Genomic DNA, 24,954 nt, shown 5'->3' with positions numbered 1-24,954 from the left:
TTATCCATGACCAATACTATAAAACTCTAATATCAATAATAACTAAATAGAGTCATTTATGATGTTAATTACTTAAACAGAAATAGGTATAAAAATGAAAATATCGATAATAGCTTCGCTGCAACATTAATTTTATTAACAGGATGTACATTAAGAGGCCCTTCAATAACAGTATCTGGCCCAGAAGTTATTGTTGATGATAGCTCAAAGGGGAAAGTTTCCGAGAAGAATAAAGGTTCTTTTTGTCCTCCAGGACAAGCCAAAAAAGGTAATTGCTAATAGATAATCGATTTAAGGATTAAATTCGAAAACGGGGGAGAAAATCTAACCTGTTTTTCTTATTTTCTTATTTCCTTATGCCTATCCTTACATTGGTATTAAGTCGCGTCTTACACTTAGTCGTTTATTCAATTATAGAAAATATTTATGCCAAGTATTAAAGTATCAAAACTTATGGCGCAAATGTTAGCTGAGTCTGTGAATGTTTTTATATTAAAGTTATTTGAAGTGAAAACCTATTAACTTAGATAATAGTAGAGCAAACTATTGCTAATAGTATGTTTAATAGCTATTTATGCCTCATTAATTAACTGAAAAATCTACTTTTTCACTACTTGATCGCAAAGGCTATACAACAAACAGGTGCAATCTAAACTAAACGGCACTGTCAAATCCCTAACGTGTCGCTTAGTGTTGGAGTTATTTTACCAATGATGTAACAAAGCTTGGTAAATCTTCTGTTTTATAACAAGCATCGTGTTTATCAACATCGCTTCTGTTAACTAAAATAGTGCGCATACCTAAGGATTTTGCAGTAGTAATATTTGCAACTTGATCATCGTAAAAGGCTGCTTCATTGGCTTTGAAACCAAAGTGTTTACAAATAGTATTAAATGCATGCGGATCAGGTTTCATTTTATAACCTGTTAGCTCCACACTAAAAATTCCATCGAAACAGTCATACAAATCAATATGTTTTAAAACTCTTGTTGCATAAGATAATGGGGAGTTAGTAAATACATAGCGTGATTTTTTAAAGGCATGTAACGCATCTTTGAGCTTTGTTGCCTTTGCTACTTTATCCAAGTTTACTTGATGAGAGAACTCAGAAAATTTGTTCAGGTCGACATTAGGGTAATGTAATTGAATTCCACGTATTGTCCCGCCATATTGTTGATAATAAAGATCACATAACGTATTAGACTCTTCAAGAGAAATACCTAACGCATCACTGATAAAATGACGCATTCTAGGTGCGATTTGCTCCAAAATGCCGTTTTCAGGAGCATACAAGGTATTATCAAGGTCAAACAGATGGACATCTCGCTCTAATAATGGGGTCAAATTGATACCTTTTTATTTATCTATAAATGGGGATACTATCACTATTTTTTAAAAGCAAAATGTAGTGCGATTAGCATTGTCGTTATGTGAAATAACCACTGTTGCTTGAGTATGAAATGCTACAGTAACAAGCTATTTTCTTATTTAGATGCTTTTAAATGTATTTTTTGATTGTCATGCTTAGGTTTTCATATGGGTGATAACTAAGTAGATATATACGCAACTTATTAGCGAGTATTTAAATAATGCTGCTCTTATGGGTCATTAAGAGCAACTCAACTTATTTAGGTAGTAGCTAGGTAGCTATGGTCGTACGTATTTATGTAGCTGTTTAGCTATGTTTAAGATTTAGCTGTTCATGTTACTGAGTTAAAGAATGCTATCAGATAAGAGCGAATGAGTTAATGTAAAAACTCGCAAATTAAGCCGCTATTTGATAACACTCTTTACCAGTATGTTTACCTTTACGGCTAAATGAACCTTTTCCCTTTTTCGCTTTTTCTACTCGCATGCTAAATACTTTACTTGTTACTAACGCACCCATTGCAGAATGATTGATAGTGCCTCGACCTAAGTCTGTTGATTTTTGAGCTGTCACTTTTTCTACAACAACTTTAGTCATTTTATTCTTTTTACCCATGATTTTGTCTCCTATGTAGGTGATCGCAGTCTATCATTGAAAATAAAATTTAATAGCTATTATTAACATTTTTTTAAAGATTGTTTATCTTATTAATTGCCTCTATTTCTTTAATCATTCATGGCGTCCATTAAGTCCTATTTGCTTTCTTGAAGAATAAAACAGCAACACCGTATCACCAAAACCATGCTTAAGTTCATACCTAAGATCATAGTTAAAATGATAGGTTCATCGAGTAAATACAAGGCTAATATAATCGTAAAAATAGGGCATAGTGCACCTATGATAAGGTTTCGCGTCGTGTCAATCCGGTTAATTATTTCTGACATCATAACGCTCGGGGTGGATTAAACAGACTATCTAGTTTGGCTAGTAACTTAAATAGCTTCAATAACCGCAACAAGTTAAAAAACATAAGTTAAAATATTTATGTTTTTTAACTTGTTTTGTTACATTCCAATAAAGTGTTCACTTAATGCTTTAACGTTGTACCGAGCTTAAAATATGGCTTTTAAACAGGCCGATTTTGGTTTAAGTTTAGGGCTATTGAATACTAGAACATAAGTACTTTATTTTTCATCGTATGCTTTTCAGCTCAATGTAATGGTGAGTTTAAATTCACTATCGTTGCAATACTGCGTCATGTAATAAATAGGAAGCGAATCAGACTATGTCAAACTACGACCAACTTACCGCTCATTATCAAACAATCAATCACTTCAATCATGCACAATCTATGTTGGGTTGGGATGCAGCCGCTAATATGCCATCGGGTGGCAATGATGCGCGCTCTAAAGCCATGGCTGAATTATCTGTGCATGTGCATCGTTTATCGACACAAGCTCAACTTGGAGAGTGGTTTGACAAAGCACAACAAGAATCCTTAAGCACCGAGCAACAATCAAGTTTACGTGAAATGAAGCGTCAATGGCAGCAAGCGACCATCGTGCCAGAAGGCTTAGTACAAGCACAATCTATTGCGGGTTCTAAATGTGAACATGCGTGGCGTTCACAACGACAAGAAAATGACTGGATAGGCTTTGAAAAAAATTGGAAAGAGGTCGTTAAGCTGTCTCGTGAAGAAGCACAAATCCGCGGTGAAGCGTTGGGGTTAACGCCCTACGATGCGATGCTAGATAAGTTCGAACCTGGTACAACAACTGCGTCTCTTGATACTTTATTTTCAGATGTAAAAACATGGTTACCAGCGTTAATTGAAAAAGCCTTACATAAGCAACAATCAGAAACGATTATTATGCCATCAGGCACTTTTTCAGTCGCCAATCAAAAAGCGCTTGGTTTAGAAACCATGAAGTTGTTGAAATTCGATTTCGACCATGGTCGCTTAGATCAAAGTGTGCACCCGTTTTGTGGTGGTGTACCGTCGGATGTTCGTATTACTACGCGCTATGACGAAAAAGACTTTGTGCAAGCTTTGATGGGAATAGTTCACGAAACAGGGCATGCACGTTACGAACAAGGTTTACCTGCTGCATTTTCTGGATTACCTGTTGGCGAAGCTCGCTCGATGGGCGTTCATGAATCTCAATCATTGTTCTTTGAAATGCAGATTGGACGTAGCAAACCCTTTATTTCTCATCTATCTCGCTTATCAGCAGATGCATTTAATGTACATAATGATCCGGTATTTGATGAACAAAACCTTTACAACATTTATACGCAAGTTAAAAAAGGTTACATTCGCGTAGATGCAGATGAACTTACGTATCCAGCGCATGTGATCATGCGTTATGAAATTGAGCGTGACTTAATCAATGGCGTTATCGAACACACAGATGTACCTGCACTGTGGGATCAAAAAATGAAAGCTAGCCTTGGTTTATCAACTGAAGGTAATTATAAAAATGGCTGTATGCAAGATATTCACTGGACCGATGGCGCATTTGGTTATTTTCCTTCCTACACATTAGGTGCAATGTACGCGGCACAATACAAAGCGACCATGCAACAAACAGTCGGTATAGATGCGGCTATCCAAAGTGGTGACCTAAGTCCAATCTTCAAATGGTTAAGTGATAACATCTGGTCACAAGCCTCCCTTCACACTACCGATCAGTTGATTAAACGTGCAACAGGCGAAACACTCAACGCCGCACACTTTAGAAAACACTTGGAAACTCGCTACCTATAATCTTAGGTAGATTTTGATCTTAAGTAGATAAGCAGATAAATCAAGGCTAGGCAGACTTCTGTCTAGCTTTTCATACTTACCTATAAAAAATATCTATTTAGAGCTAAAAGCTTGTTATTTAAAGTTAATGCAAGAATGATAGTCAAAGCTTTAAACGCGCATAATAACGATAAATATGTGTAATAATAACTTCACATATAGTTAGCAATCTTGTTGTATTATCTAAAACTTCTGTTATCTTAAATTTATCTAATAAACATCATTTTAAAAGGTAATTATATGGTATCTATGATGTTATCTCGTACTATATTAACTTTTTCTTTATTTTCTCTATTTTGTTTTTCAACGTTAGCCAACACTACTTTTATTGGCACAGTAAAAACAGTGCAAGGAAAAGTAATCATTCAAGAAAGCTCAACAAAATTTGATGCTAAATTAAATGATAAAATTTACGAAGGGTATGTAATAGAGACTGAAAAGAACGGTAATATTGGACTTGTGTTCATTGATGGAACTCAACTGTCAATTGGCCCTAGTTCTCAGGTGATTATCAATCGTTATCTCTTTTCACCTAAAGAAAAAAGTTACGCTTTTGATGTCATGCTCAATAATGGTTCGGCTATTTATACATCAGGCAAACTAGGCGCGTTATCTCCAGAGTCAATTAAAGTACAAACACCTGAAGCTACTATTGGTGTCCGCGGAACAAAATTCTTAGTGGAGGTAGATTAACATCATGGAACTATTTCTAATAATTTCAGTTGTATTTGTAGTGTTGTTGAATATCCCAACAACCACTAAAGTCACTTTATTGCCCGATGAAAAAGAAAACAGCCAAATTACCGTCTTTAATGAGTCAGGTACCCAGGTTGTAGATAAACCCGGGGATGCTGTAGCGGTAGCTTCACAATCGGCTCGTCCTACAGCACCTAAAGCTGTTGACCTTGAAAAAATAACATTACAGCATGCCTCTTTATTTGCAATACAACCCCAAAAATCTGAGACCTTCTTGCTTTATTTTGAAAACAATGGCGCTGATTTACTCAGTGAATCGAAGTTATTAATCGACAAAATTATAGCAACGGCTAATGACCGAAGCTCGCCGATTATCAATATTATTGGTCATTCTGATGCTGCTGGTAGTAGTGAATATAATTTAGCGCTTTCCTTGAAAAGAGCCACTGCTGTAGCAAACTTATTACAATCAGAGAATATCAAAGATGTTGAATACAGAATTGATTCCCATGGAGAAAACGACCCGCTAGTTAAATCAGGAAAAGAGATAGAGCCTAAAAATAGATGCGTTGAAGTAGAAATATGGTAATGGAACTTAAACAATGAAGATATTCTCTTTGTCTTATTTTAAAGAGTTATCAAAATTCTTACCATTATTAATGGGCTTTCTGATTTCTTTTTCATTTGCTTACTATGCAATCACAACCTCCCTCAATGAAAGAACAATCGATTGGAAAGTTTACGATTTATACAATCGTTATTACCCTCAAACAACCGCCGTAAAAAACATTATTATTATTGATGTTGATGATCAAAGTTTAGAAGCTCTAGGGCAGTGGCCATGGCCCCGGTACCGACTAGCTGAAGCATTACGTTTGATCCTTGATGGAAGACCATCTGCTGTCTTAGTTGATATATTACTTGCAGAAAAAGATCGTTCATCATTAGTTAATATCGAGGATTTATTTGCCACTGAGTTTGGCATACAACTCAATTTAAAAGAGATTCCGGAAGCGTTAAAAGATAACGATGTGTACTTTGCAAAGGTTATTAAAAATACTCCTGTAATCCTTCCATCAGTGTTAACACAACATAAAGTTTACAAAGAAGCGTTTTGTTATGACCGTTTCTTTAAACAAGAAAATCATAATCAGCACAACTATTACAAAAAGCTTAATGGCGACAAAAAACTTAACCTGGACAAAGCACAATACCAAGGGATTATTTGTCCATTAAATTCCTTTTCTGAAAATAGTGCTGGGATAGGTTTCATCAATGCAACGATAGACGCAGATGGCTTATTGAGACGTACATCAATTATAAAACAATACAAAGATAAACTATTACCGAGTTTATCTTTGGCGGGGTTAATGGTGCTTTTGGGGGCTGACTTTGAAATTGATCATGATAGCCTAGGCAATGTGGTTAAATTAAATAACTATCAAATTCCCGTTGATAACGAGGGTAATGCGCTGATCAACTTTAGGGGAAAAGGGCGACACTATCAGACTATTCCAATTTTAAAGTTACTCAGCGGGACAATCCCTTCACAATACTTCATGGGCAAAGTTGTTTTATTAGGTGCAACAGCATCAGCCTTGAATGATATTGTTAACACTCATTTAGACCCTGTTTTTCCTAATATCGAATCGCATGCAACGTTAATAGATAATGTGTTAAATAATGATGTTTTGAGAATACCAATTTGGTTTGAACTACTTGAAATGATGATCATCTTTGTATTTGGCACTTTACTTTCCATATTGATTTTTAAAAAAGGTGCCTCATTTTATAACTTTTTCATTATTTCATTACTTAGCTTTTTAATCATTTCACCAGCGATTTTACTGTATAACTTTCAGATATATTTTTCTCCATTCCTATCCGTTGTTAGCTTACTAACCGTTTATATTGTGGTTAGTGCTTTAAAATATTATACAACTGAAAAACATTTAGTATCTGTGCTTAATTCAATTTCTAAAGCAAATCTATCGATTATAGATAGCATGGCAACGGTCGCTGAATTACGAGATTCTGAAACTGGCGGGCATATAATTAGAACAAGATTATATGTTAAAGCCCTTATCGAGCACCTACAAACAAAACAACAATACAAAGATCAAATTAACGATGACTACATTAAATTTTTATGTGCAGCAGCGCCTCTGCATGATATTGGAAAAGTTGGAATTCCAGATCATATTCTACTTAAACCAGGAAAATTAACAGAAGATGAGTTTGTTATTATGCGCACTCACGCTGCATTGGGTGGTGATATCCTAAGGCAAACAATACAAAAAGTGGGTCCTAATCCATACCTAAAAATAGCAATTGAAATTGCAAATTATCATCATGAAAAGTGGGATGGTAAAGGTTACCCGTTAGGGTTGAAAGGTGAAGCGATACCTCTTTCAGCAAGAGTGATGGCAATAGCAGATGTTTTTGATGCGTTAATTAATAAGCGAATATATAAAAAGGCGGTAAGTCTTGATGATACATTTGACTATATTAAACAGGGGGCTGGTACCCACTTTGATCCTAATGTTGTCGAAGCATTTTTTGAAATAAAAAAAGATTTACTTTATATCGCAAAAACTATCGATGATTAATTCAACGTATTTATTGTTCTCGTAGCTTCCATTCACTCTACTCCCATTAACTTAGCTTTTAACTGTCTAAACGTTAGTCAAAAGTTAATACAATTATGTTCAGTTTTTGACCTTTTTCTACATCGCTAATAAAATAAAAAAACTTGATTGCATATTTTTATCTGCTTCAACTTCCCATTTTCCAAACTTCCTGAAACTATTTTTATCACCATATATGCACACGGATTATTGTTAATGATTCTTATTCATTTATTGAGCTTAAAACTAGATTTAAATTATTCAATGACTTACAATGCGATTGATTATCATTAAGTTTACTTTGAATGTAAAAATATAGGGAAGGTATTATCAGTATGGACAAAAGATTAAAGCACGTTTTTATATTGGGTACAGCGGTTGCACTAACCACGGCTTGTGACGATAACTCTATTGAAAAAGTCGAAGTGCTAGCCCCTATTTCCTTAGGGCAGTTAGAAGTGCCTGTTTCAGGTCTAAAATATGAAACTGAAACTATATCAGGAACAACCGATGAAACCGGCTCATTTGAATATCGAAATGGAGAGACGATCACCTTTAGCTTAGGGCAATATAGCCTTAATGAAGTTGAGACAAGTGCCAATATTAAACTAGCTTCACTCGTCGGTGAGCAAAGATACCAAGAAACACAAAGTGTTAAATTATTAAAAGCAATGATCGCACTTGATGAAGACAACGATGTATACAATGGATTGGCTTTAGATATCTCGGATCTCAACGAAACAAGCACAACGTTTGCAGATATTACTGACGGTGAATATTCAGATATTATCGATACGCTAGGCGATGCTAAAGTTTATGCATATCTAAAATGGATGAATTTTGATCGTAATATCATCTTATCAGCCGGTAACCATCACACACTCGGTTTATCTCCAGCAGGCAAACCTTTCAGCTTTGGTGAAAACTATGCTGGGATTGTTTATGCCGAATCTCCAAGTCGATATTGCGGTAGTGAATTACGTCTCAAGTTAGGTCGTGAATCTGATATGGATTTAGAGCCAGGTACTGAACTAAATGAAGAGGGTAAAGACACCTTAACCGACGCTGAGAATGAATGTTATATCGAAGGCAATATTACGCGCCAATACGGGCTCTATAATGCCGACTCAGGTTGGATGTCATTAAGTGATCAATCATTAGATTTTAAAAGTGTTTCAACAGACCAAGTAGATGGTGCGCTAGTAACAGCCGAGGGTAGATTGTTTGTTTTCGGCCCCAATTTTAGTGGTGAACTAGGAACAGGCAACGAAAACCCTGTCACTACTCCTGTTGAAGTAACATTACCAAATGGAGAACTAGCTGTTTATGCAACATCGGGAAGTAATAGTAGCTTTGTGGTAACACGTTCTGGCAAGCTCTATTCCGCGGGAGATAATGGCAATTTGCAACTAGGACGACTTGATGACTCTTCTGATGATCAAAGTACTTTTGGTTTAGTGCTTATACCGGAAGATGAAGTGGTAGTTGATGTAGCAATACGTGATATCCATGTTTATGCGTTGACAGATAAAGGCGATGTATACTCTTGGGGTAATAACTCTAGTGGTGGTGAACTGGGAGACGGGTCTACTAGTGTTGACCGATCTACTCCTTTAAAAATTCTTGAAGGGAAAGATATTGTTGCTATTGAAGCAGGTGCTGACTTTGGCCTTGCCGTTAATAATGTGGGTATCGTTTATGGTTGGGGCAATAATAGCTATGGTGCTTTAGCGCAAGGTACGCCGACAAGTACAGGCTTTGTCTATAAAGTCTCGGATATTGCAAATATTTTGATACCCGAAGTCATCACTAATTTATCTACAGGATCAGCAACAATGGGTGATGATCGACTGATCAGTTTTCAAGGTGGCAGTCGTAATGCACAGGCTTTAAGTTTGAACGGTGACATTTATTCTTGGGGTGATATGGGAACGGGTTATATGGCGAATGGCTACGAAACTGATGTTAGTGGTATTGAACGCCAACTTGCAATTGAACCGGTTAAAGTAGCTGCTTTAGACGAGCTCTTTATTACCTCTTTTAGTGCCAATACTTCAAGTCACTTTGCTGTCACAGATCAGAATGTTGTTTATGCTTGGGGGTCGACCAGCGATGGCAGATTATCAGCTTCGCAGGATGTATGTGCGGCAACTAACGCGACATTATATGGTGAAGAAGCTTCTGCTTCGGTTTGTTACACTCCCGTTGAAGTTACAGTGACACCAAGTGTAAATTGATTCTTATTTTGTAGTATTAGTTTGTAGTATTAGATTATGTTGTTGTTTTCTAATATTGTTTTCTAATATTGTTTTCTAATATTACTTTGTATCTATATTTCATAGCTACATTTCAATAAGTTCCCACGGATCTTTCTTGGATCACCGTGGGAACTTGTGTTTAGTTTTTACTGAGTTGATAAATATTTCTGCGCGCAAATCAAGTTGTTCTACAGGAAAGCGCATCAACAATAATTAACAAGCAACAAACATTATTCTGCAGTTTCTTTTGCTAATTCAATGTAGATTTGACGTAACTTATTGGCAACTTGGCCAGGAGCACCTGTCCCAATTGTTCTTCCATCAATTTCAACAACAGGCCAAACAAAAGTCGTCGCCGAACTCACAAAGGCTTCACTTGCTTGATACGCCTCTGCAACGGTGAAAAGACGTTCTTCAATAGTAATTTTCTCTTTCTCTGCAAGCTCTAATAAAGCTTTACGCGTTATGCCGTGCAAAATATCATTACTTAATGGACGAGTTACCAATACACCTTCTTGAGTAACGATATAGGCATTGTTTGAACTACCTTCGGTTATATAACCATCTTCAACAAGCCATGCGTCGTCAACTTTTGCATCGATAGCTGCTTGTTTTGCCATACACGGTGCAAGTAGACTAACGGTTTTAATATCACGACGTTTCCAACGAATATCTTCGATGGTGATCACTTTCATGCCTTTAACCGCTTTTGGCGTATCAAGTAATGAGCGCGCTTGCGTGAATAAAACCAATGTTGGTTTAATACCCGAAGGGTAACCAAAGTCGCGGTCACCTGCAGAGCCTCGGCTTACTTGCAGATAAATACCACCTTCATTGAGATTGTTTTTTTCAATTAAACTTTTTTGAATTGTCGTTATTTCTTCAGTCGTAACGGGTAATGAAATTTGTAACTCGTTACATGAACGTTGTAAACGAAGCATGTGCCCCTCGTTTTCAACTAACTTACCATCAAGGACGGCAGTCACTTCATAAACCGCATCGCCAAATAAAAAACCACGATCGAAAATAGAAACTTTTGCTTCACTTTCGTTAATAAATTGACCATCTAAGTAGACGATACGTTCCATAATTTATACCTCGTTAGGTAACAACAGTTTTATTATTACTCTTGTTATAAAATAGTTACTGTTGCCACAAAATAATGACTCTTTTTATAAAGCTATTACTATTGTCATAAAAAAGTGGGCGTTTACCCCCACAGATCAGCATCACAAACGTGCATTAAACTTTCGGTGAAAGTAAAAGGCGACTCCCTATCTTCAGCTAGTAGCAAAGGCCCATCTAAATCGACAACATCAACACCTTGTGCAATAACAAATGCAGGTGCCATCGCTAAAGAAGTGGCAAGCATACAACCAACCATTATCTGTAGATTTGCTTGTTGCGCTGCTTTTTTAAGTTCGAGTGCTTCAGTTAAACCACCGGTTTTATCCAGTTTTATATTAATCATGTCATAACGACCGATTATTTTTGGCAAGCTGGTTCTGTCGTGGCAAGATTCATCGGCGCATAGCGTGATGGGTCTTGGTAGATGTTCCAATGCAGTATCATTATCAGCAGGGAAAGGTTGCTCAATCATTTCAACACCGAGTTTGACCAATTCTGGAACGATTTCTATATACAAAGCTTCATCCCAACCTTCATTTGCATCTACAATAATACGTGCCTTTGGAGAACCTTCGCGAACTGCCGTTACTCGTGCAATATCACCTTCGCCCGCCAATTTAAGTTTCAATAGTGGACGATGCGCATTGTCGATTGCAGCTTTTTTCATGCGCTCTGGTGTATCAAGAGAAAGAGTAAAAGCAGTGGTCAATGATATTGGTTGCGCAACGGGTATACGCTCCCAAATACGTTGCCCTTGTTGTTTACAGGCTAGATCCCAATAAGCACAATCTAAAGCATTACGAGCAGCACCTGCTGGTAATAAAGATTGCATCTGCTCGCGGGTTAAACCAGATTCAATCTTAGCGACCAAGGTTTCAAGTTCAGCGAGTACCGATTCAATAGACTCACCATAGCGCGCGTAGGGAACACATTCCCCACGACCGATATATTCACCTTGCTGTAATTCAACGACAACTACGTTGGCATGGGTTCGACTGCCTCGTGATATCGTAAAAGTACCGCGAATAAGGAAGCTCTCGCTAACAAGTTTAACCTTCATATTAAAACCCCTAAATAGCTTTCAGTTTTTCTACAATACGTGAAACACCTTCACGGAAAGGATCAACTGCTGGTAAATCAAATTTGGCTTCAATGTCTGTTAAGTATTTTTCCGCTTCAGCTTCTGATAAATTGGATGTGTTAACAGAGATACCAACAAATTTCACATTCGGATTGGTAAGTCGAGCAAAAGACAAATTAAGGTCCATGCAGGTTTTTAAGTCAGGTAATGGATACGTCGGTAAACCGCGCATATGTTCACGCGTAGGTTCGTGACATAAAATCAATGCATCAGCTTGTGAACCGTGGATCAAACCTGCTGTAACACCTGAGAATGAAGCATGAAATAAAGAACCTTGACCTTCAATAACATCCCAATGATCCTCCGTATTATCTGGTGCAATAGTTTCTACCGCGCCAGAAATAAAGTCAGCAACTACTGCATCAATACTCACGCCAGAGCCACTAATAAGAATACCCGTTTGGCCAGTTGCTCTAAAACTTGCATTCATATTTTGTGCAAGCATCTCTTTTTCAAGTGCTAAAGCGGTATACATTTTACCCACTGAACAGTCAGTGCCAACTTGAAGAACGCGTTTACCAGTGCGTTTTAAACCACTTGCCACAGGGAATGTTTGTGTAGGAAAGCGCACATCAAACAATTCACGTCCTAAGCTGTCTGCTAATGTTTTAAGTACAGGAATATCATTCAATTTATTGTGCAGGCCTGCTGCAAGGTCAAAACCCGCTTCAAGTGCTTGCGTTAGAATAGATATCCATTGATCAGAGATAATACCGCCACGGTTAGCAACGCCAATCACTAATGTTTTAACGCTCGCTGCTTTTGCCTGTGCAATATCCATATCTGTTAAACCACAATCAGCAACACATGATTCCATGCGAAATTGACCAGCACAATACTCTGGATGCCATTGGCTAATACCCTGAGCAACTTTTGCTGCAAGAGGATCTTGTGCATCACCTAAAAATAATAAATAAGGTTTTTTAATTTCCATTTTTCTAATTCCTATTAGTAGTAAAACTAACCTCATTGGTTAACGTTTAGTTGCTCATTGAAATGACTAAATACGGAACTTATCATCAGTCAGTTAAATTTAATACAGCACCTTTTGTGCCAAAAATAAATATTAGTTAACTTATCCTCTATAAAAATAAATGTGAATTTTTTGTAGATAAATCAACTGAATAAATACAACAGAACAAAAAACTGTTATGCATAAATATAATTACTTCGGTAGTTTTTAATTTCGTTTTGTTCGACATTTTTAGTGTTTTATACTGAAGCGTATTTTTACTATCTGTAGCTTCAAAAAGGTAAGATGGTTTATTACTTGAATCTAAGTTATTGTTTATTAATTTGAATAATTTTTAAAAAAGTGATGACGCGCACCATTTTGGATCTTAAATTTAATTTTAGTGCTGTTTTGGTGCGTTAGTGCAGTGTGTAATGTTTTGACATATTGATACTTTAAAGACGACTTTACTTACGGAGTTAAGTGCTGCGTTTAGTATTCTCATCTAAAGCATCCATCTAGTTTATAAAGCATATGTGATAATGTTTACCGCAATAGCCCTCGTCGTTAAAAAATATCCAGATTCTTTAGTCGAAACATAACGACTCCAAATCATTGGAAGTAGGGGATAACAGAAAACAGGATTTATAAATGTTACAAAATTATGCTTACCGAGTTAATGCCGTTTTATCGAGTGTAACGGCATTACGCTGGCTTTTAATGGTGGCGACTTTGTTCTTTTTACTCGGTTTGTTTCTCCCGATGATCACTATTTCTAAGTTTATGGTGATAAACAACTCCATTTCCATTATCTCTGGTTTGGCCGAGCTTATTAATGAGGGACAAATATTAATTTTCATGATCGTTGGAATTTTCAGTGTGGTATTGCCCATCTTTAAAATTGGATTTCTGTTTTTGTTATTACAATCAACCATAACCACCACCAAACAATACAAAAAATTACTTTATCTGATGCACGAGTATGGAAGGTGGACGATGTTGGATGTGATGGTGGTTGCCATGCTGATCGTCACTGTAAAACTAGGTGTTATTGCCAGTATTCAAGTACATGTAGGCCTTTATTTATTCGGTCTTGCTGTATTATTGTTAATGTTTATCACCAGTAAAGTATCTAAATTAACCACAGAAACAAACGGATGTGAAAAACGTAACAAAGCGTGATGACATATATTATTGAAGAATAAATAATCATAAAAGGTAGCTGAATTTAAAATAGTCGAATTAAAAATACCTGAATTAAAGAACGCTGACATTAAACACAGCTTAAATAGAAACAAAGCAAGTAAAAATAACTTATTAAAAGATAACTTATACAAAGGATAAGGATAAAAATGAAAATAATTAATGGTGAAGAAGTGCAACAAGTCTTATCTTTTGAGCGCCTTATTCCCGCTCTCAAAGATGCCTTTAGTGCCGATTTTGGAATGCCTCAGCGACAAATTTACCCATTGCCCGGTGGTAGCGAAGCAAAGCACGATACTTTTGCAGTATTACCCGCATGGACACAGGATGTGCTTGGTGTTAAATCTTTTACTCACTATCCACAAAATCCAGAAAAAGGGCGCTTAACGGTAGCCGCACAGGTATTACTCTTTTCTAGAGAAACCGGATCTCCATTAGCCCTTGTTGATGGCACTAGCTTAACCTATTGGCGTACTGCTGCAATTTCTGGTTTGGCAAGTAGTATGATGGCACGTGAGGATGCTAGTTCATTATTATTGTTTGGTACTGGCGAATTAGCACCTTATATGGCATTAGCCCATGCAACAGTGCGTCCTTTAAAAAACATTTATATACAAGGGCGTAGTGAGCAGAAGGTACAAAAAACCATTGATAAAATTAAAGCTGCTCGCCCAGACTTAACGGTATTAGCTTGCGATAAATATGAAGAAGTGATCGGCCATGTTGATATCGTAAGTTGTGCGACAGGTAGCCCAACTCCATTATTTGATAGCGCTTTAATAGCGGCGGGTACGCATATTGATTTAGTGGGCAATCACCATCAAACCTGTCGTGAATGTGATACTGAAACGGTAAAAATGTCTTATGTTATTGCAGATAGTTGCCTTAATGTTTTTCATGAAGCAGGGGAAGTATTAATCCCATTATCTGAAGGTCACATAGAAAAGACACATGTCAAAGGCGAACTTGCACAGCTTTGCACAGGTGATGTTAATGGCAGGTTTAATAATAACCAAATAACCTTATTTAAGTCAGTAGGCACAGCACTTGCTGATGTTGCTAGTGCTTATCATGTTTACCAGTTATTACAAAAGTAAGTTTGCCTTAGCAATATTAACAAATTGATCTGATGTTCGTTTAATTTAATATATTATAGGGGCTTATTGGCCCCTTAGCAGTCCCGGTCAAGCTGAGATGTAAATTTATATTTTAATTCGTTAAGGATAATCAGATTTTTGTTTAGTTTTTGAATGTTCGTTGAACTTATTTGGGATTAAATAAACTAGGGAGCATGCCTAATAGATACTATTTTAAGTATTATCATCCATTATGGAATAAAGACTTTGCATGTCGCCAACTGAAGTATGATTAGCATAAAATAATCTGCTTTTATTTTTAGCTCTTCCATCTGCTGACCATTGTTTTTGTTGTATTAAATTTAGTTTTAACATAATACCTATTTTTCCTGGTTCTAATGTAAGTTCTTTGTCTTCCACTGGATCTTTCCACAAAGCTACATTGGAGCTGGGTGGGTGTTTTCCTTCATTTGTTGATCTTTGCGTCATTCCGTATGGTGAAATGGATAAAACACTTGAACCAGGATCATCTATTAAAGCAGATGAATATCTATTAGGCCAACGTGTTACAATCTGTGGTCCATCTAATAAAAGGGCAACAACAAGGTCTGGACCTAATGATCTTATTACTGGCGCTATAGGATCTTGTCTTGCCAAGTCTTCACAGATTAATGGGCATATATGAATATTTTCATCTCTATATGAAATCAGTTTTCGATCGCCGATTAAGCAATTTTCCCACCATTTAACTTTATCGGTACTCAATACTTTATCTAGTCCATAAGTTTTTAATTGGGTAGAATCTAGAGCCCAACGATGATGTTTTGCCTGATTTTCTCCAATATAATCGTTAATAAATCTGTTTAGATAAAGTAACTCTAAGCTATTCTCTCCGTAAGTTGTAGTTGCATTACTTTCTCCGAAAACACCAAAAATAATAACAGGAGGTTGGATATTAATATTTGTAAAATACTCTCTGATACCATTAAGTAAAAGGTATTTGTGTTCAGATTTCACTACACACTCGGGAATTACTACAAGGTCAGGTATTTTTTCCGCTGATTCGATTGCATATACAATCATTTGATAAGTAATATTCTGCTTATTGACATATTCAAAAAAACCAAATTCTTCCCCCATTTGTAATGAAGCTTTATTGTCTTGTTTGAAAAAATCATCCTTAACCTCTAAAGGCCAAGGTAGAATTAAAATATCATAATATTTTGGTTCATGTGGTTGAAATGATTTTCCAACTAAAGCTGGTATTTCAATACCTGGTTTAATGTATGCTAAGTCATGACTTAAGCTATTGAGTGATATTCCTGCTTGTGGAGTTTGACTTTTAAATTGAATCACTCCATTACTTTGATCACATTGAGATAAGCTATATATAATTGAAGTATCTTTTTCTTTAATTAGTGATTTTACATATGTGCGGATTAACTTATTATCTGTTTTATACATCTCTTTTTGGATTCTGTATGCGCATTCGTCGGAAGCTATATACAATTCAAAAAGTAACTTTAAGTAATTAGTATTTTGAATTAACTCCTCAACTTGAGTCTTTACCTTGGCGGGACCAAACAACTCGTACAATAGCTCATAAAATCTGGAGCTTATAGTGATTTTATCAGATCTTGATGTATTCAGTAGAGACTCTGACCAGTTTATCGCGTGGTTTCCTGTTTTAAGCTGTACCAAATAATCAGTTTCATTTTCTATGGATACAATCTTTTGGTATACATCATGTGTATCGAGAATTTTCGCGATAATATGGAACGTATTCATTGGCCATATCAAATGTCGTAATAATTGATTATCACCATCAGTTAGATCTAAAGAGAAAAAACTTGCCTTAGGACATTTACTTATTTTCGCAAAGTCTATTGCACGGCCTGAATGGTCTTCACCTAGTAGCATATTTCTTAATAGTGTTGCTAGCTGCATATTTCGTAGATTACCTATAAATTAAGAGTATTTGATAGCTATAGAATATGGTTTTCATAGCTTTGAGTTAATCTTTAAATTTTAATTAGAGCATATATTACATCTTCATCTCAATGTATGACTCTATCATCATAGTTAAGCATAATTCCTCTGATATCATTTTAAGTTTACAATTTCAATATAGTAGGAACGATTTGTAAAAGTATTAAGAGTGTTATGACGATTGCTCATTTAGATATTAGATTGAAGTAAGTGATAAAGACTAAAGTCGAAATCATCTACGTTGTTGGGCTTTAAAATCCAAATGAGTATTTAGTTAATTTAATAGACGAAGATACACCTTTTATTATTGCTGAGCATAAAATGATGGTAGTGGAGGGTAAAGTTTTTTAACAGTGCAGTGTTTAATAAGTTAATCACGTTTGTGATAAAGCGCGTCGTCTTAACAGCGTTTTATTAGCTGTAGTGGAAGATATAAAAAAGCGAACCACTTTTATATAAAGGGTTCGCTTTTTTAGTTTATTTAACGATGATTACTAAGTTTGCCTAAGACTTGAACCTAGACAAACCCCAAGTAAAACCATTAAACACTAATCTTCCATATAGCTTTCAATACTTGGGCATGAACAGATTAAGTTTCTGTCACCAAACACGTTATCTACACGGTTTACCGTTGGCCAGTATTTAGCGCCTTTGCTAAATTCAGTTGGGAAACAGGCAACTTCACGTGAGTAAACGTGAGCCCATTCTGTATCCATTAGGTCAACCTGTGTATGCGGTGCATTCACTAGAGGGTTATCCTCTAACGTGAATTCGCCTGACTCTACTTGGCTAATTTCATGACGGATTGCGATCATTGCATCACAGAATCTATCTAACTCAGTTAGGTTTTCAGATTCCGTTGGTTCAATCATTAGCGTACCAGCTACAGGGAATGACATAGTCGGCGCGTGGAAACCGTAATCCATTAAACGCTTAGCAATATCTTCACCTGAAATGCCCGATGTCGCTTCAATTGGACGAATGTCGATAATACATTCGTGCGCAACACGGCCTTCTTTACCAAGGAATAAGACAGGGTAGTGTGGGCGAAGACGTTCCATTACATAGTTAGCATTTAAGATAGCCAACTTAGTTGCTTCTGTTAAACCTTGTTCACCCATCATCGCAATGTAAGCATATGAGATTGGTAAAATAGATGCTGAACCTAGCTCTGCTGCAGAAACCGCGTAATGTTTGTTATCTGCAGATTCTGTTACTTCGATGTGTCCCGGTAGGAAAGGGATCAAATGCGCTTTAACGCCGATTGGTCCCATACCTGGACCGCCGCCACCGTGTGGAATACAGAATGTTTTGTGTAGATTAAGGTGTGATACATCGGAGCCGATAAAGCCCGGTGTCGTTAAACCTACCTGTGCATTCATGTTTGCCCCATCAAGGTAAACTTGACCACCAGCTTCATGCACCCATTCACAAACTTCTTGAATAGATTCTTCATAAACACCGTGTGTAGAAGGGTAAGTGATCATGATGCAAGATAAGTTATCACGATGTTTGTCGATTTTTTCTTTTAAATCGGCATGGTCGATATTACCTAACTTGTCACAACCCACCACGATGACTTTCATTGATACCATTGCCGCAGAGGCAGGGTTTGTGCCGTGTGCTGAACTTGGAATTAAACAAACGTTACGGTGTGCATCACCGTTATGTTGGTGATAACGTTGAATGGCGATCAAGCCTGCGTATTCACCTTGTGCGCCTGAGTTAGGTTGTAATGACATACCATCGTAACCAGTGATCTCACATAACATGGTTGATAGTTTTTCTGCTAACTCTTGGTAACCAAAGCTTTGCTCTGTTGGTGCAAAAGGGTGCATTTGGCCAAACTCAGGCCAAGTCACTGGTAACATTTCAGCGGCAGCATTTAACTTCATGGTACAGCTACCAAGCGGGATCATACCGTGAGTTAGTGAGTAATCTTTGTTTTCTAGTTTTTTCATGTAACGCATCATTTGCGTTTCACTTTGGTGTGCAGTAAATACTGGATGTGTTAAGTATTTGCTAGTACGACGACAAGATTCTGGTATCGCTGCGAATTCATCTTTTGCGATGTTGTCACTGAACTCGCTTACTTCAAGTGCTTTACCTGTGATCGCCAATAATAGATCTTCTACGTCTTTTGCTTTTGTAGTTTCATCTAAACTGATACCCAACTGCACTGGCATATTGTCTGGTGCTGTTTTATCGGGATTAGGGATTTTACGAAGGTTCATGCCTTCAGCAAGAGCACGATGGTAAATTGCTTTACTGTGTTCATTAGTATTAAGCGTTAAGGTATCAAAGAAAGTTTGGTTGGCTAATTCAATGCCTTCACTCTGTAAACCGGCTGCTAAAATAGCGGTGTAATGATGTACACGGCGACCGATTTTTAGTAGACCTTCTGGACCATGATATAACGCATAGAATGCAGCCATATTGGCTAATAGTGCCTGTGCAGTACAAATGTTGGAAGTGGCTTTTTCACGACGAATATGTTGTTCACGTGTTTGCATAGCCATGCGTAATGCAGGTTTGCCTTTGCTGTCTTTTGATACACCAATAACACGACCTGGCATAGTACGTTTGAATTTATCACGTGTTGCCATGAATCCTGCGTGCGGACCACCAAAACCCATTGGTACACCAAAACGTTGTGCACTACCAATAACAACATCTGCGCCCATTTCACCCGGCGCTTTTAATAGCGTTAATGCTAGTAGGTCTGATGCAACAGCGACTAAGGTCTTTTTAGAATGTGCCTGTTCAATGATGTCTGTTAGGTCAATGACATGACCAGTGGTGTTTGGATATTGTAAAATACCGCCAAATACATCGTGGTTATCTAATTCTTGGGCCGTACCGGTAATGATATCAATGCCGATATATTCTGCACGTGTACGAATCACATCAACTGTTTGTGGGTGTAGTTCATTACACACAAAGAAGGCGTTACTTTTGCTTTTACTCGCACGCTTACACAATGTCATTGATTCTGCAGCTGCAGTTGCTTCATCTAATAACGACGCATTGGCTAAATCCATCGCCGTTAAATCCATCACCGCTTGCTGATAGTTTAATAAAGACTCTAAACGACCCTGTGAGATTTCTGGCTGATAAGGCGTATAAGCAGTGTACCAACCTGGATTTTCTAAGACGTTACGTAGAATAACGTTTGGCGTGAATGTGTTGTAATAACCTTGGCCAATAAAGCTACGGTTAACTACGTTCTTTTCAGCAATAGTTTTTAACGACGCCAACATATCAGACTCACTTTGTGGTTCAGCGAGATTTAACTTTTCTGGAAGGCGAATAGCAGCGGGTACAGTCTGGTTAATTAATTGATCTAAGTTGGTTGCACCAATGGTATCTAACATGATTTGTTGTTGTGCAGGGTTAGGGCCGTTGTGACGCGTTGCAAATTCTTGTTGGTCACTTAATAAATCGAGTAATGTATGAGCAGTCATATTCATCCTAAACAGTCGCAGTTACAGAAAAGTGTGTGTCGTATGTTTTTGTCTTGATAAGTCAGTCAGCTCAGAACGAGCTTGAAGAACTTATAAAAGAAAGGCGATTTCCTATGAAGTCGCCCCAGATATTATTGAACCTTTGTTCTAACTTCATATAAAAGCTAAGTTAAATTAACTAAGTAAATAAATTAACTAAACAAAGTTATACAAAAGTAAATTGCTTATTCTTCGTTTGCTGCGTGATAATCTTCACTAGACATCAAGTTATCAAGCTCACTTGCGTCATCTAGTTTAATTTTAACTATCCAACCCGCAGAATAAGGTGATTCGTTAATTAATTCTGGGCTACCTTCTAGTTCTTCATTGATTTCAACAACTTCACCAGTAACAGGTGCATAAAGGTCAGAAGCGGCTTTAACTGATTCAACTAAAGAGAAAGCTTCTCCTGCTTCAGTTGCATCGCCTACATCAGGTAAATCAACAAATACCACATCACCTAATAATTGTTGTGCTTGGTTTGAAATCCCCATAGTAACGGTACCGTCACCGTTGTCTAATACCCATTCGTGTGACTCTGTGAACTTTAATGCACTTTCCATAGTTAAATCCTTCGCTAGTAAATGATATCGAGACTGAGTGTTACGCTCACTCAGCATAACACTCATAAAATCTATTTCTATTACCTTATTAACATTCTATTTAGCCAAAATTCGCGTTAATCACCTTTAAAGTTTCCGATAAGGGAATTGTTTCACTGTGTGTGAACACAATTAATTAACATCAAACTGCACTGAATCTATAGGCTTTATAGTGCGTAGTGTTAACAAAGCAATAACAAGTGGAGATTATTATAAGGAATTATTCTCTCAAAGTTGAGCAAAAGTTTCCAAAAGGAAACATTATTTCAGGAGTGTGATGTAGATCTTTATTTTATGGTGCGCTTTTATTTTGGTTCGTTAATATAGTGTTTATTAATAGGAGAGTAGTAATGACTGATCAGCAACAACAAGATATTTATCCATCAATGACCATTACCAGCGATCAGCATGAACAGAAGATTGCACCGATTAAATTGGGTGAACGCTTAAAACAGATCCGCCGAACTTTAGGTTTAACGTTGGAAGAAGCAAGTCAAAAAACCGGCTTAGCGCGTTCGACGTTATCCAAAATTGAGAATGAACAAATATCACCGACGTTTCAAGCGATGCAAAAACTGACTAGTGGTTTACAAATTGATATTCCACAACTGTTTGCTGCGCCGAAACAAGTCAGTACAACTGGTCGACGTGATATTACGCGTAACGAGTTAGGAAAACCTCATCCTACTTCTACCTATGAACATGAGTTATTAGCAACACAATTAACCAATAAAAAAATGATGCCTTTTAAATCGCTGATCCGCGCACGTAGCTTTGATGCTTATGCCGATTGGATACGCCACGATGGAGAAGAGTTTTTATTAGTATTAAGCGGAGAAATTACTTTTTTCTCTGAATACTATGAACCGGTTAATTTAAGTGAAGGCGATTCTGTTTATTACGATGCCAATATGGGACACATGTTGATCTCGGTGAGTGAAGAGGATGCAAGCATTCTATGGGTTACGGCTTCTTAACGTATTTCACAGAGAGCATACGAGTCTATGACTCTTAATTTGAAAAGCTACACCTTAAAGTGAAAGCCTTAAATTTAAAACCTTAAAAGCAGAATCACAAAAGTACTACCTTAAAAGTACGACCTTGTAATCACTATTATTTACTAGCTAAACGTAAATGACGTTTAATAAATCACAGCCTTTGGAGTACAAACAATGTCAGAACAATTATTAGTTACACCTCTTCATGCTTTACATATTGAAATGGGGGCAAAAATGGTGCCTTTTGCTGGTTATGATATGCCAGTGCAATACGCATTAGGTGTAAAAAAAGAGCATTTACATTGTCGCCAAGCGGCGGGTTTATTTGATGTTTCCCATATGGGCCAATTACGTTTAAAAGGTGCTAACGCGGCCGCAGCGATAGAAGCTTTGGTACCCGTTGATATTATAGATTTACCCGCGGGTAAACAGCGTTATGCTTTTTTTACCAATGAACAAGGTGGAATTAGCGACGATTTAATGGTCACTAATTTTGACGACCATTTATTTGTTGTAGTTAATGCCGCTTGTAAAACACAAGATATTGCGCATTTGAAAGCAAATTTACCTGCTGATGTTGAGTTAGAAATTATCGAAGATAGAGCCTTACTCGCACTTCAAGGACCAAAGGCAGTAGAAGTTTTAGCTGTTTTAAACCCAAGTGTTAATGACATGGTGTTTATGGATGCAGAGAAAGTACAGCTAGTTGGCGTTGAATGTTATGTGAGCCGATCTGGTTACACAGGCGAAGATGGATTTGAAATATCGGTACCTGCAGCACAAGCCGAACAGTTAGCGCGTGAGTTGTTATCAGATGAAGCCGTGGAATGGATCGGTTTAGGTGCTCGTGATTCATTACGTTTAGAGTGTGGTTTATGTTTGTACGGTCATGATTTAGACGAAACAACAACGCCTGTGGAAGCGAGTTTATTATGGGGAGTGAGTAAAGCGCGCCGTGCAGATGGTATTCGTGCGGGCGGATTTATTGGTAGTGATATCATTCTTGAACAAATCGCCACTAAGAATGTTTCACGTAAACGTATTGGTTTAATTGGCATTTCTAAAGCGCCTGTTCGTGAAGGTGCTCAACTATTCGATGCTGATAATAACGAAATTGGTGTAGTAACGAGTGGCACCTTTGGTCCGTCGAAAGGGATGCCTGTGGCGATGGGGTATGTAGCTATTGAATATGCTGCTATAGGCACCGAAGTCTTTGCTGAGGTTCGTGGCAAAAAATTAGCCATGAAAGTAGAAAAAATGCCGTTTATTGCACAGAGTTACTATCGCGGATAAAGCTAAGCACTTATCATTAGAGTGTTAATATCAATTCCGTTAAATAGCTGTTCAAATTCTTGATAGAGTTGGTTTAACAACTGAGTTAGTGATCATTGTTATAAGAAAATTTATTAACAATGATCACTTAACTTTCATGTTCTGATTTAAATATGAACCAAAGTAACGTTACTTTAATTATGAATGTTACTTTAATTATGAATGATGCTTAATTTAATGATTGGGCATTTTTACCTTTCAATTCAGCATGCTTTCATTTTTGTAAAAAATACTGTCAAAAAATGTAGTTAATGGATGCGCATAAAAGGGGAATAAATGGAATTGTCTATATTTGTGGTAGATGCCTTTACGGATACTCAGTTTAGAGGTAATTCCGCTGCGGTTGTTCCTTTGCATTCTTGGATCTCAGATGAATTAATGCAAAATATTGCCTATGAAAATAACCTTTCAGAAACCGCTTTTATCAAAAAAATTACCCTTAATAAATTTGCAATACGTTGGTTTTCTCCACTTACTGAAATTGACTTCTGCGGGCATGCAACCTTAGCTTCTTCATTCGTTCTTTATAACCATTATGATGTGAAAGGTGAGATTGAATTTACAACCTTAGAAGTTGGCTCATTAACCGTTAATCAATTAAATGATAATCGTATTGAAATGGATTTTCCTAATCAAAATCCAGAACAAGTTAATGAGGTACCACCTGCGTTACTTGATGGTTTATCTATCAAACCGCTGCAAGTGTTGAAAAATAGACAAGCCTATTTTGCTATTTTTAATAGTGTGCAAGATGTACTTAATGTTACTTACCAAGCACATTTATTAAAAACACTCGCCCCCTATGACTTAGTGGTGACAGCAAGTGATGCGTCAAGGCTCTCTGATGTTGATATTAATAATGTTATTGAAGGTAAAAGTAAAAATCACACCGAAAACATTGCTGTATCTATTGCTCAAGCGAGTGTTCAAGGCGTAGATATTGATTTAAATACTCATGTCACTGACAATCCAGCTTACCTTGCAACGCATTATGATTTTGTATCTCGATATTTTTGGCCTGCTAATGGAGGGGATGAAGATCCTGTAACGGGTTCTATACATGCAGGGTTAGCCCCTTACTGGGCTAAAGTATTAAATAAAAATAAGCTTCATGCATTCCAAGCATCTGCACGCGGAGGTGTATTAATCTGTGAACTAAAAAATCAACGTGTATGCGTATCTGGCCATGCTGTACTATACCTTCAAGGTAAAATATCTGTTTAATTCTGCGTTCACTGAATGTTAGAGTTTGCTAGCACTCATGCGTTAAGCTA

Annotated in this window: 18 protein-coding genes; 10 read left to right on the top strand and 8 right to left on the bottom strand. The window is 37.0% G+C overall.

All coding sequences use genetic code 11. The annotated features are described in order from the left end of the window. Positions 1–699: 699 nt before the first annotated feature. Both MT390_RS03460 and MT390_RS03455 read right to left on the bottom strand, forming a co-directional pair. Entirely contained in the window at positions 700–1,344 is a 645-nt protein-coding gene (locus tag MT390_RS03460; protein ID WP_499439626.1) for a pyrimidine 5'-nucleotidase, read from the bottom strand. A 421-nt stretch (positions 1,345–1,765) separates the two neighbouring features. Continuing rightward, positions 1,766–1,984 (bottom strand): alternative ribosome-rescue factor A, encoded by a 219-nt coding sequence (locus MT390_RS03455; protein WP_166371401.1) that lies wholly within the window; start codon positions 1,982–1,984, stop codon positions 1,766–1,768. Between the two features lie 670 nt (positions 1,985–2,654). On the opposite strand from MT390_RS03455, the gene MT390_RS03450 reads away from it, so the two are divergent. The 5 genes from MT390_RS03450 to MT390_RS03430 all read left to right on the top strand — a co-directional run bounded on the left by MT390_RS03450 (position 2,655) and on the right by MT390_RS03430 (position 9,735). After that, the gene (locus tag MT390_RS03450; protein WP_499439625.1) at positions 2,655–4,136 is read left to right on the top strand and encodes a carboxypeptidase M32; all 1,482 of its coding nucleotides are present in this window, start codon (positions 2,655–2,657) and stop codon (positions 4,134–4,136) included. A gap of 279 nt (positions 4,137–4,415) precedes the next feature. Further along, on the top strand, positions 4,416–4,868 hold the full coding sequence (locus tag MT390_RS03445; RefSeq protein ID WP_499439624.1) for a FecR family protein: 453 nt from the start codon (positions 4,416–4,418) through the stop codon (positions 4,866–4,868). Between the two features lie 4 nt (positions 4,869–4,872). Beyond that, complete coding sequence (locus MT390_RS03440; protein ID WP_499439623.1) at positions 4,873–5,460, top strand: OmpA family protein; 588 nt, start codon at positions 4,873–4,875, stop codon at positions 5,458–5,460. Between the two features lie 13 nt (positions 5,461–5,473). Beyond that, on the top strand, positions 5,474–7,480 hold the full coding sequence (locus MT390_RS03435) for a CHASE2 domain-containing protein (RefSeq protein WP_499439621.1): 2,007 nt from the start codon (positions 5,474–5,476) through the stop codon (positions 7,478–7,480). Between the two features lie 353 nt (positions 7,481–7,833). Continuing rightward, complete coding sequence (locus tag MT390_RS03430) at positions 7,834–9,735, top strand: RCC1 domain-containing protein (protein ID WP_499439619.1); 1,902 nt, start codon at positions 7,834–7,836, stop codon at positions 9,733–9,735. 251 nt (positions 9,736–9,986) lie between these two features. Here the strand turns inward: MT390_RS03430 and MT390_RS03425 are convergent, their stop codons facing one another. From MT390_RS03425 to dgcN, 3 genes are all read right to left on the bottom strand, one after another. Then, positions 9,987–10,844 (bottom strand): D-amino-acid transaminase, encoded by an 858-nt coding sequence (locus MT390_RS03425; protein ID WP_499439618.1) that lies wholly within the window; start codon positions 10,842–10,844, stop codon positions 9,987–9,989. Between the two features lie 122 nt (positions 10,845–10,966). Continuing rightward, a complete protein-coding gene (gene dgcA / locus MT390_RS03420) occupies positions 10,967–11,944 on the bottom strand; it encodes an N-acetyl-D-Glu racemase DgcA (protein ID WP_499439617.1) in 978 nt (325 codons plus the stop codon). A 10-nt stretch (positions 11,945–11,954) separates the two neighbouring features. Beyond that, the gene (gene dgcN, locus MT390_RS03415; RefSeq protein WP_499439615.1) at positions 11,955–12,959 is read right to left on the bottom strand and encodes an N-acetyltransferase DgcN; all 1,005 of its coding nucleotides are present in this window, start codon (positions 12,957–12,959) and stop codon (positions 11,955–11,957) included. Positions 12,960–13,628: 669 nt separating this feature from the next. Between dgcN and MT390_RS03410 the strand changes: the two genes are divergently transcribed. Together MT390_RS03410 and lhpI are read left to right on the top strand one after the other, a co-directional pair. Then, positions 13,629–14,159 carry a paraquat-inducible protein A gene (locus MT390_RS03410; protein ID WP_499439613.1) on the top strand — a complete coding sequence of 177 codons (531 nt, stop codon included), beginning with the start codon at positions 13,629–13,631 and terminating at the stop codon, positions 14,157–14,159. A 170-nt stretch (positions 14,160–14,329) separates the two neighbouring features. Next, complete coding sequence (gene lhpI / locus MT390_RS03405) at positions 14,330–15,277, top strand: bifunctional Delta(1)-pyrroline-2-carboxylate/Delta(1)-piperideine-2-carboxylate reductase (RefSeq protein WP_499439611.1); 948 nt, start codon at positions 14,330–14,332, stop codon at positions 15,275–15,277. 213 nt (positions 15,278–15,490) lie between these two features. Here lhpI and MT390_RS03400 read toward each other — a convergent pair whose 3' ends face one another. From MT390_RS03400 to gcvH, 3 genes are all read right to left on the bottom strand, one after another. Then, positions 15,491–17,203: a hypothetical protein gene (locus MT390_RS03400; protein WP_499439609.1), complete on the bottom strand. Its 1,713-nt coding sequence runs from the start codon at positions 17,201–17,203 to the stop codon at positions 15,491–15,493. A gap of 590 nt (positions 17,204–17,793) precedes the next feature. Next, positions 17,794–20,709, bottom strand: a complete 2,916-nt coding sequence (gene gcvP / locus MT390_RS03395; protein ID WP_499439608.1) for an aminomethyl-transferring glycine dehydrogenase — start codon at positions 20,707–20,709, stop codon at positions 17,794–17,796. A gap of 224 nt (positions 20,710–20,933) precedes the next feature. Further along, positions 20,934–21,311, bottom strand: coding sequence for a glycine cleavage system protein GcvH (gene gcvH / locus MT390_RS03390; RefSeq protein WP_299662120.1), 378 nt, complete (start codon positions 21,309–21,311; stop codon positions 20,934–20,936). 389 nt (positions 21,312–21,700) lie between these two features. Between gcvH and MT390_RS03385 the strand changes: the two genes are divergently transcribed. The 3 genes from MT390_RS03385 to MT390_RS03375 all read left to right on the top strand — a co-directional run bounded on the left by MT390_RS03385 (position 21,701) and on the right by MT390_RS03375 (position 24,904). Next, positions 21,701–22,327, top strand: coding sequence for a helix-turn-helix domain-containing protein (locus MT390_RS03385; protein ID WP_166371418.1), 627 nt, complete (start codon positions 21,701–21,703; stop codon positions 22,325–22,327). 195 nt (positions 22,328–22,522) lie between these two features. Beyond that, on the top strand, positions 22,523–23,641 hold the full coding sequence (gene gcvT, locus MT390_RS03380) for a glycine cleavage system aminomethyltransferase GcvT (protein WP_499439606.1): 1,119 nt from the start codon (positions 22,523–22,525) through the stop codon (positions 23,639–23,641). Between the two features lie 315 nt (positions 23,642–23,956). Beyond that, positions 23,957–24,904 carry a PhzF family phenazine biosynthesis protein gene (locus tag MT390_RS03375; protein WP_499439605.1) on the top strand — a complete coding sequence of 316 codons (948 nt, stop codon included), beginning with the start codon at positions 23,957–23,959 and terminating at the stop codon, positions 24,902–24,904. Positions 24,905–24,954: the final 50 nt, after the last annotated feature.

Source organism: Vibrio sp. 2-Bac 85 (genome assembly GCF_037546705.1).
Taxonomy (GTDB): Bacteria; Pseudomonadota; Gammaproteobacteria; order Enterobacterales; family Psychromonadaceae; genus Psychromonas.
Note: the sequence above shows the minus strand (reverse complement) of the source record. Positions and strands in the feature narration are given on the sequence as shown.

Bases quoted from the DNA above. Each gene is read 5' to 3' on its own strand.
- MT390_RS03455 (WP_166371401.1), bottom strand. From the start codon at position 1,984: ATGGGTAAAAAGAATAAAATGACTAAAGTTGTTGTAGAAAAAGTGACA.
- MT390_RS03450 (WP_499439625.1), top strand. From the start codon at position 2,655: ATGTCAAACTACGACCAACTTACCGCTCATTATCAAACAATCAATCAC.
- MT390_RS03445 (WP_499439624.1), top strand. From the start codon at position 4,416: ATGGTATCTATGATGTTATCTCGTACTATATTAACTTTTTCTTTATTT.
- MT390_RS03440 (WP_499439623.1), top strand. From the start codon at position 4,873: ATGGAACTATTTCTAATAATTTCAGTTGTATTTGTAGTGTTGTTGAAT.
- MT390_RS03435 (WP_499439621.1), top strand. From the start codon at position 5,474: ATGAAGATATTCTCTTTGTCTTATTTTAAAGAGTTATCAAAATTCTTA.
- MT390_RS03430 (WP_499439619.1), top strand. From the start codon at position 7,834: ATGGACAAAAGATTAAAGCACGTTTTTATATTGGGTACAGCGGTTGCA.
- MT390_RS03425 (WP_499439618.1), bottom strand. From the start codon at position 10,844: ATGGAACGTATCGTCTACTTAGATGGTCAATTTATTAACGAAAGTGAA.
- dgcA (WP_499439617.1), bottom strand. From the start codon at position 11,944: ATGAAGGTTAAACTTGTTAGCGAGAGCTTCCTTATTCGCGGTACTTTT.
- dgcN (WP_499439615.1), bottom strand. From the start codon at position 12,959: ATGGAAATTAAAAAACCTTATTTATTATTTTTAGGTGATGCACAAGAT.
- MT390_RS03410 (WP_499439613.1), top strand. From the start codon at position 13,629: ATGTTACAAAATTATGCTTACCGAGTTAATGCCGTTTTATCGAGTGTA.
- lhpI (WP_499439611.1), top strand. From the start codon at position 14,330: ATGAAAATAATTAATGGTGAAGAAGTGCAACAAGTCTTATCTTTTGAG.
- MT390_RS03400 (WP_499439609.1), bottom strand. From the start codon at position 17,203: ATGCAGCTAGCAACACTATTAAGAAATATGCTACTAGGTGAAGACCAT.
- gcvP (WP_499439608.1), bottom strand. From the start codon at position 20,709: ATGACTGCTCATACATTACTCGATTTATTAAGTGACCAACAAGAATTT.
- gcvH (WP_299662120.1), bottom strand. From the start codon at position 21,311: ATGGAAAGTGCATTAAAGTTCACAGAGTCACACGAATGGGTATTAGAC.
- MT390_RS03385 (WP_166371418.1), top strand. From the start codon at position 21,701: ATGACTGATCAGCAACAACAAGATATTTATCCATCAATGACCATTACC.
- gcvT (WP_499439606.1), top strand. From the start codon at position 22,523: ATGTCAGAACAATTATTAGTTACACCTCTTCATGCTTTACATATTGAA.
- MT390_RS03375 (WP_499439605.1), top strand. From the start codon at position 23,957: ATGGAATTGTCTATATTTGTGGTAGATGCCTTTACGGATACTCAGTTT.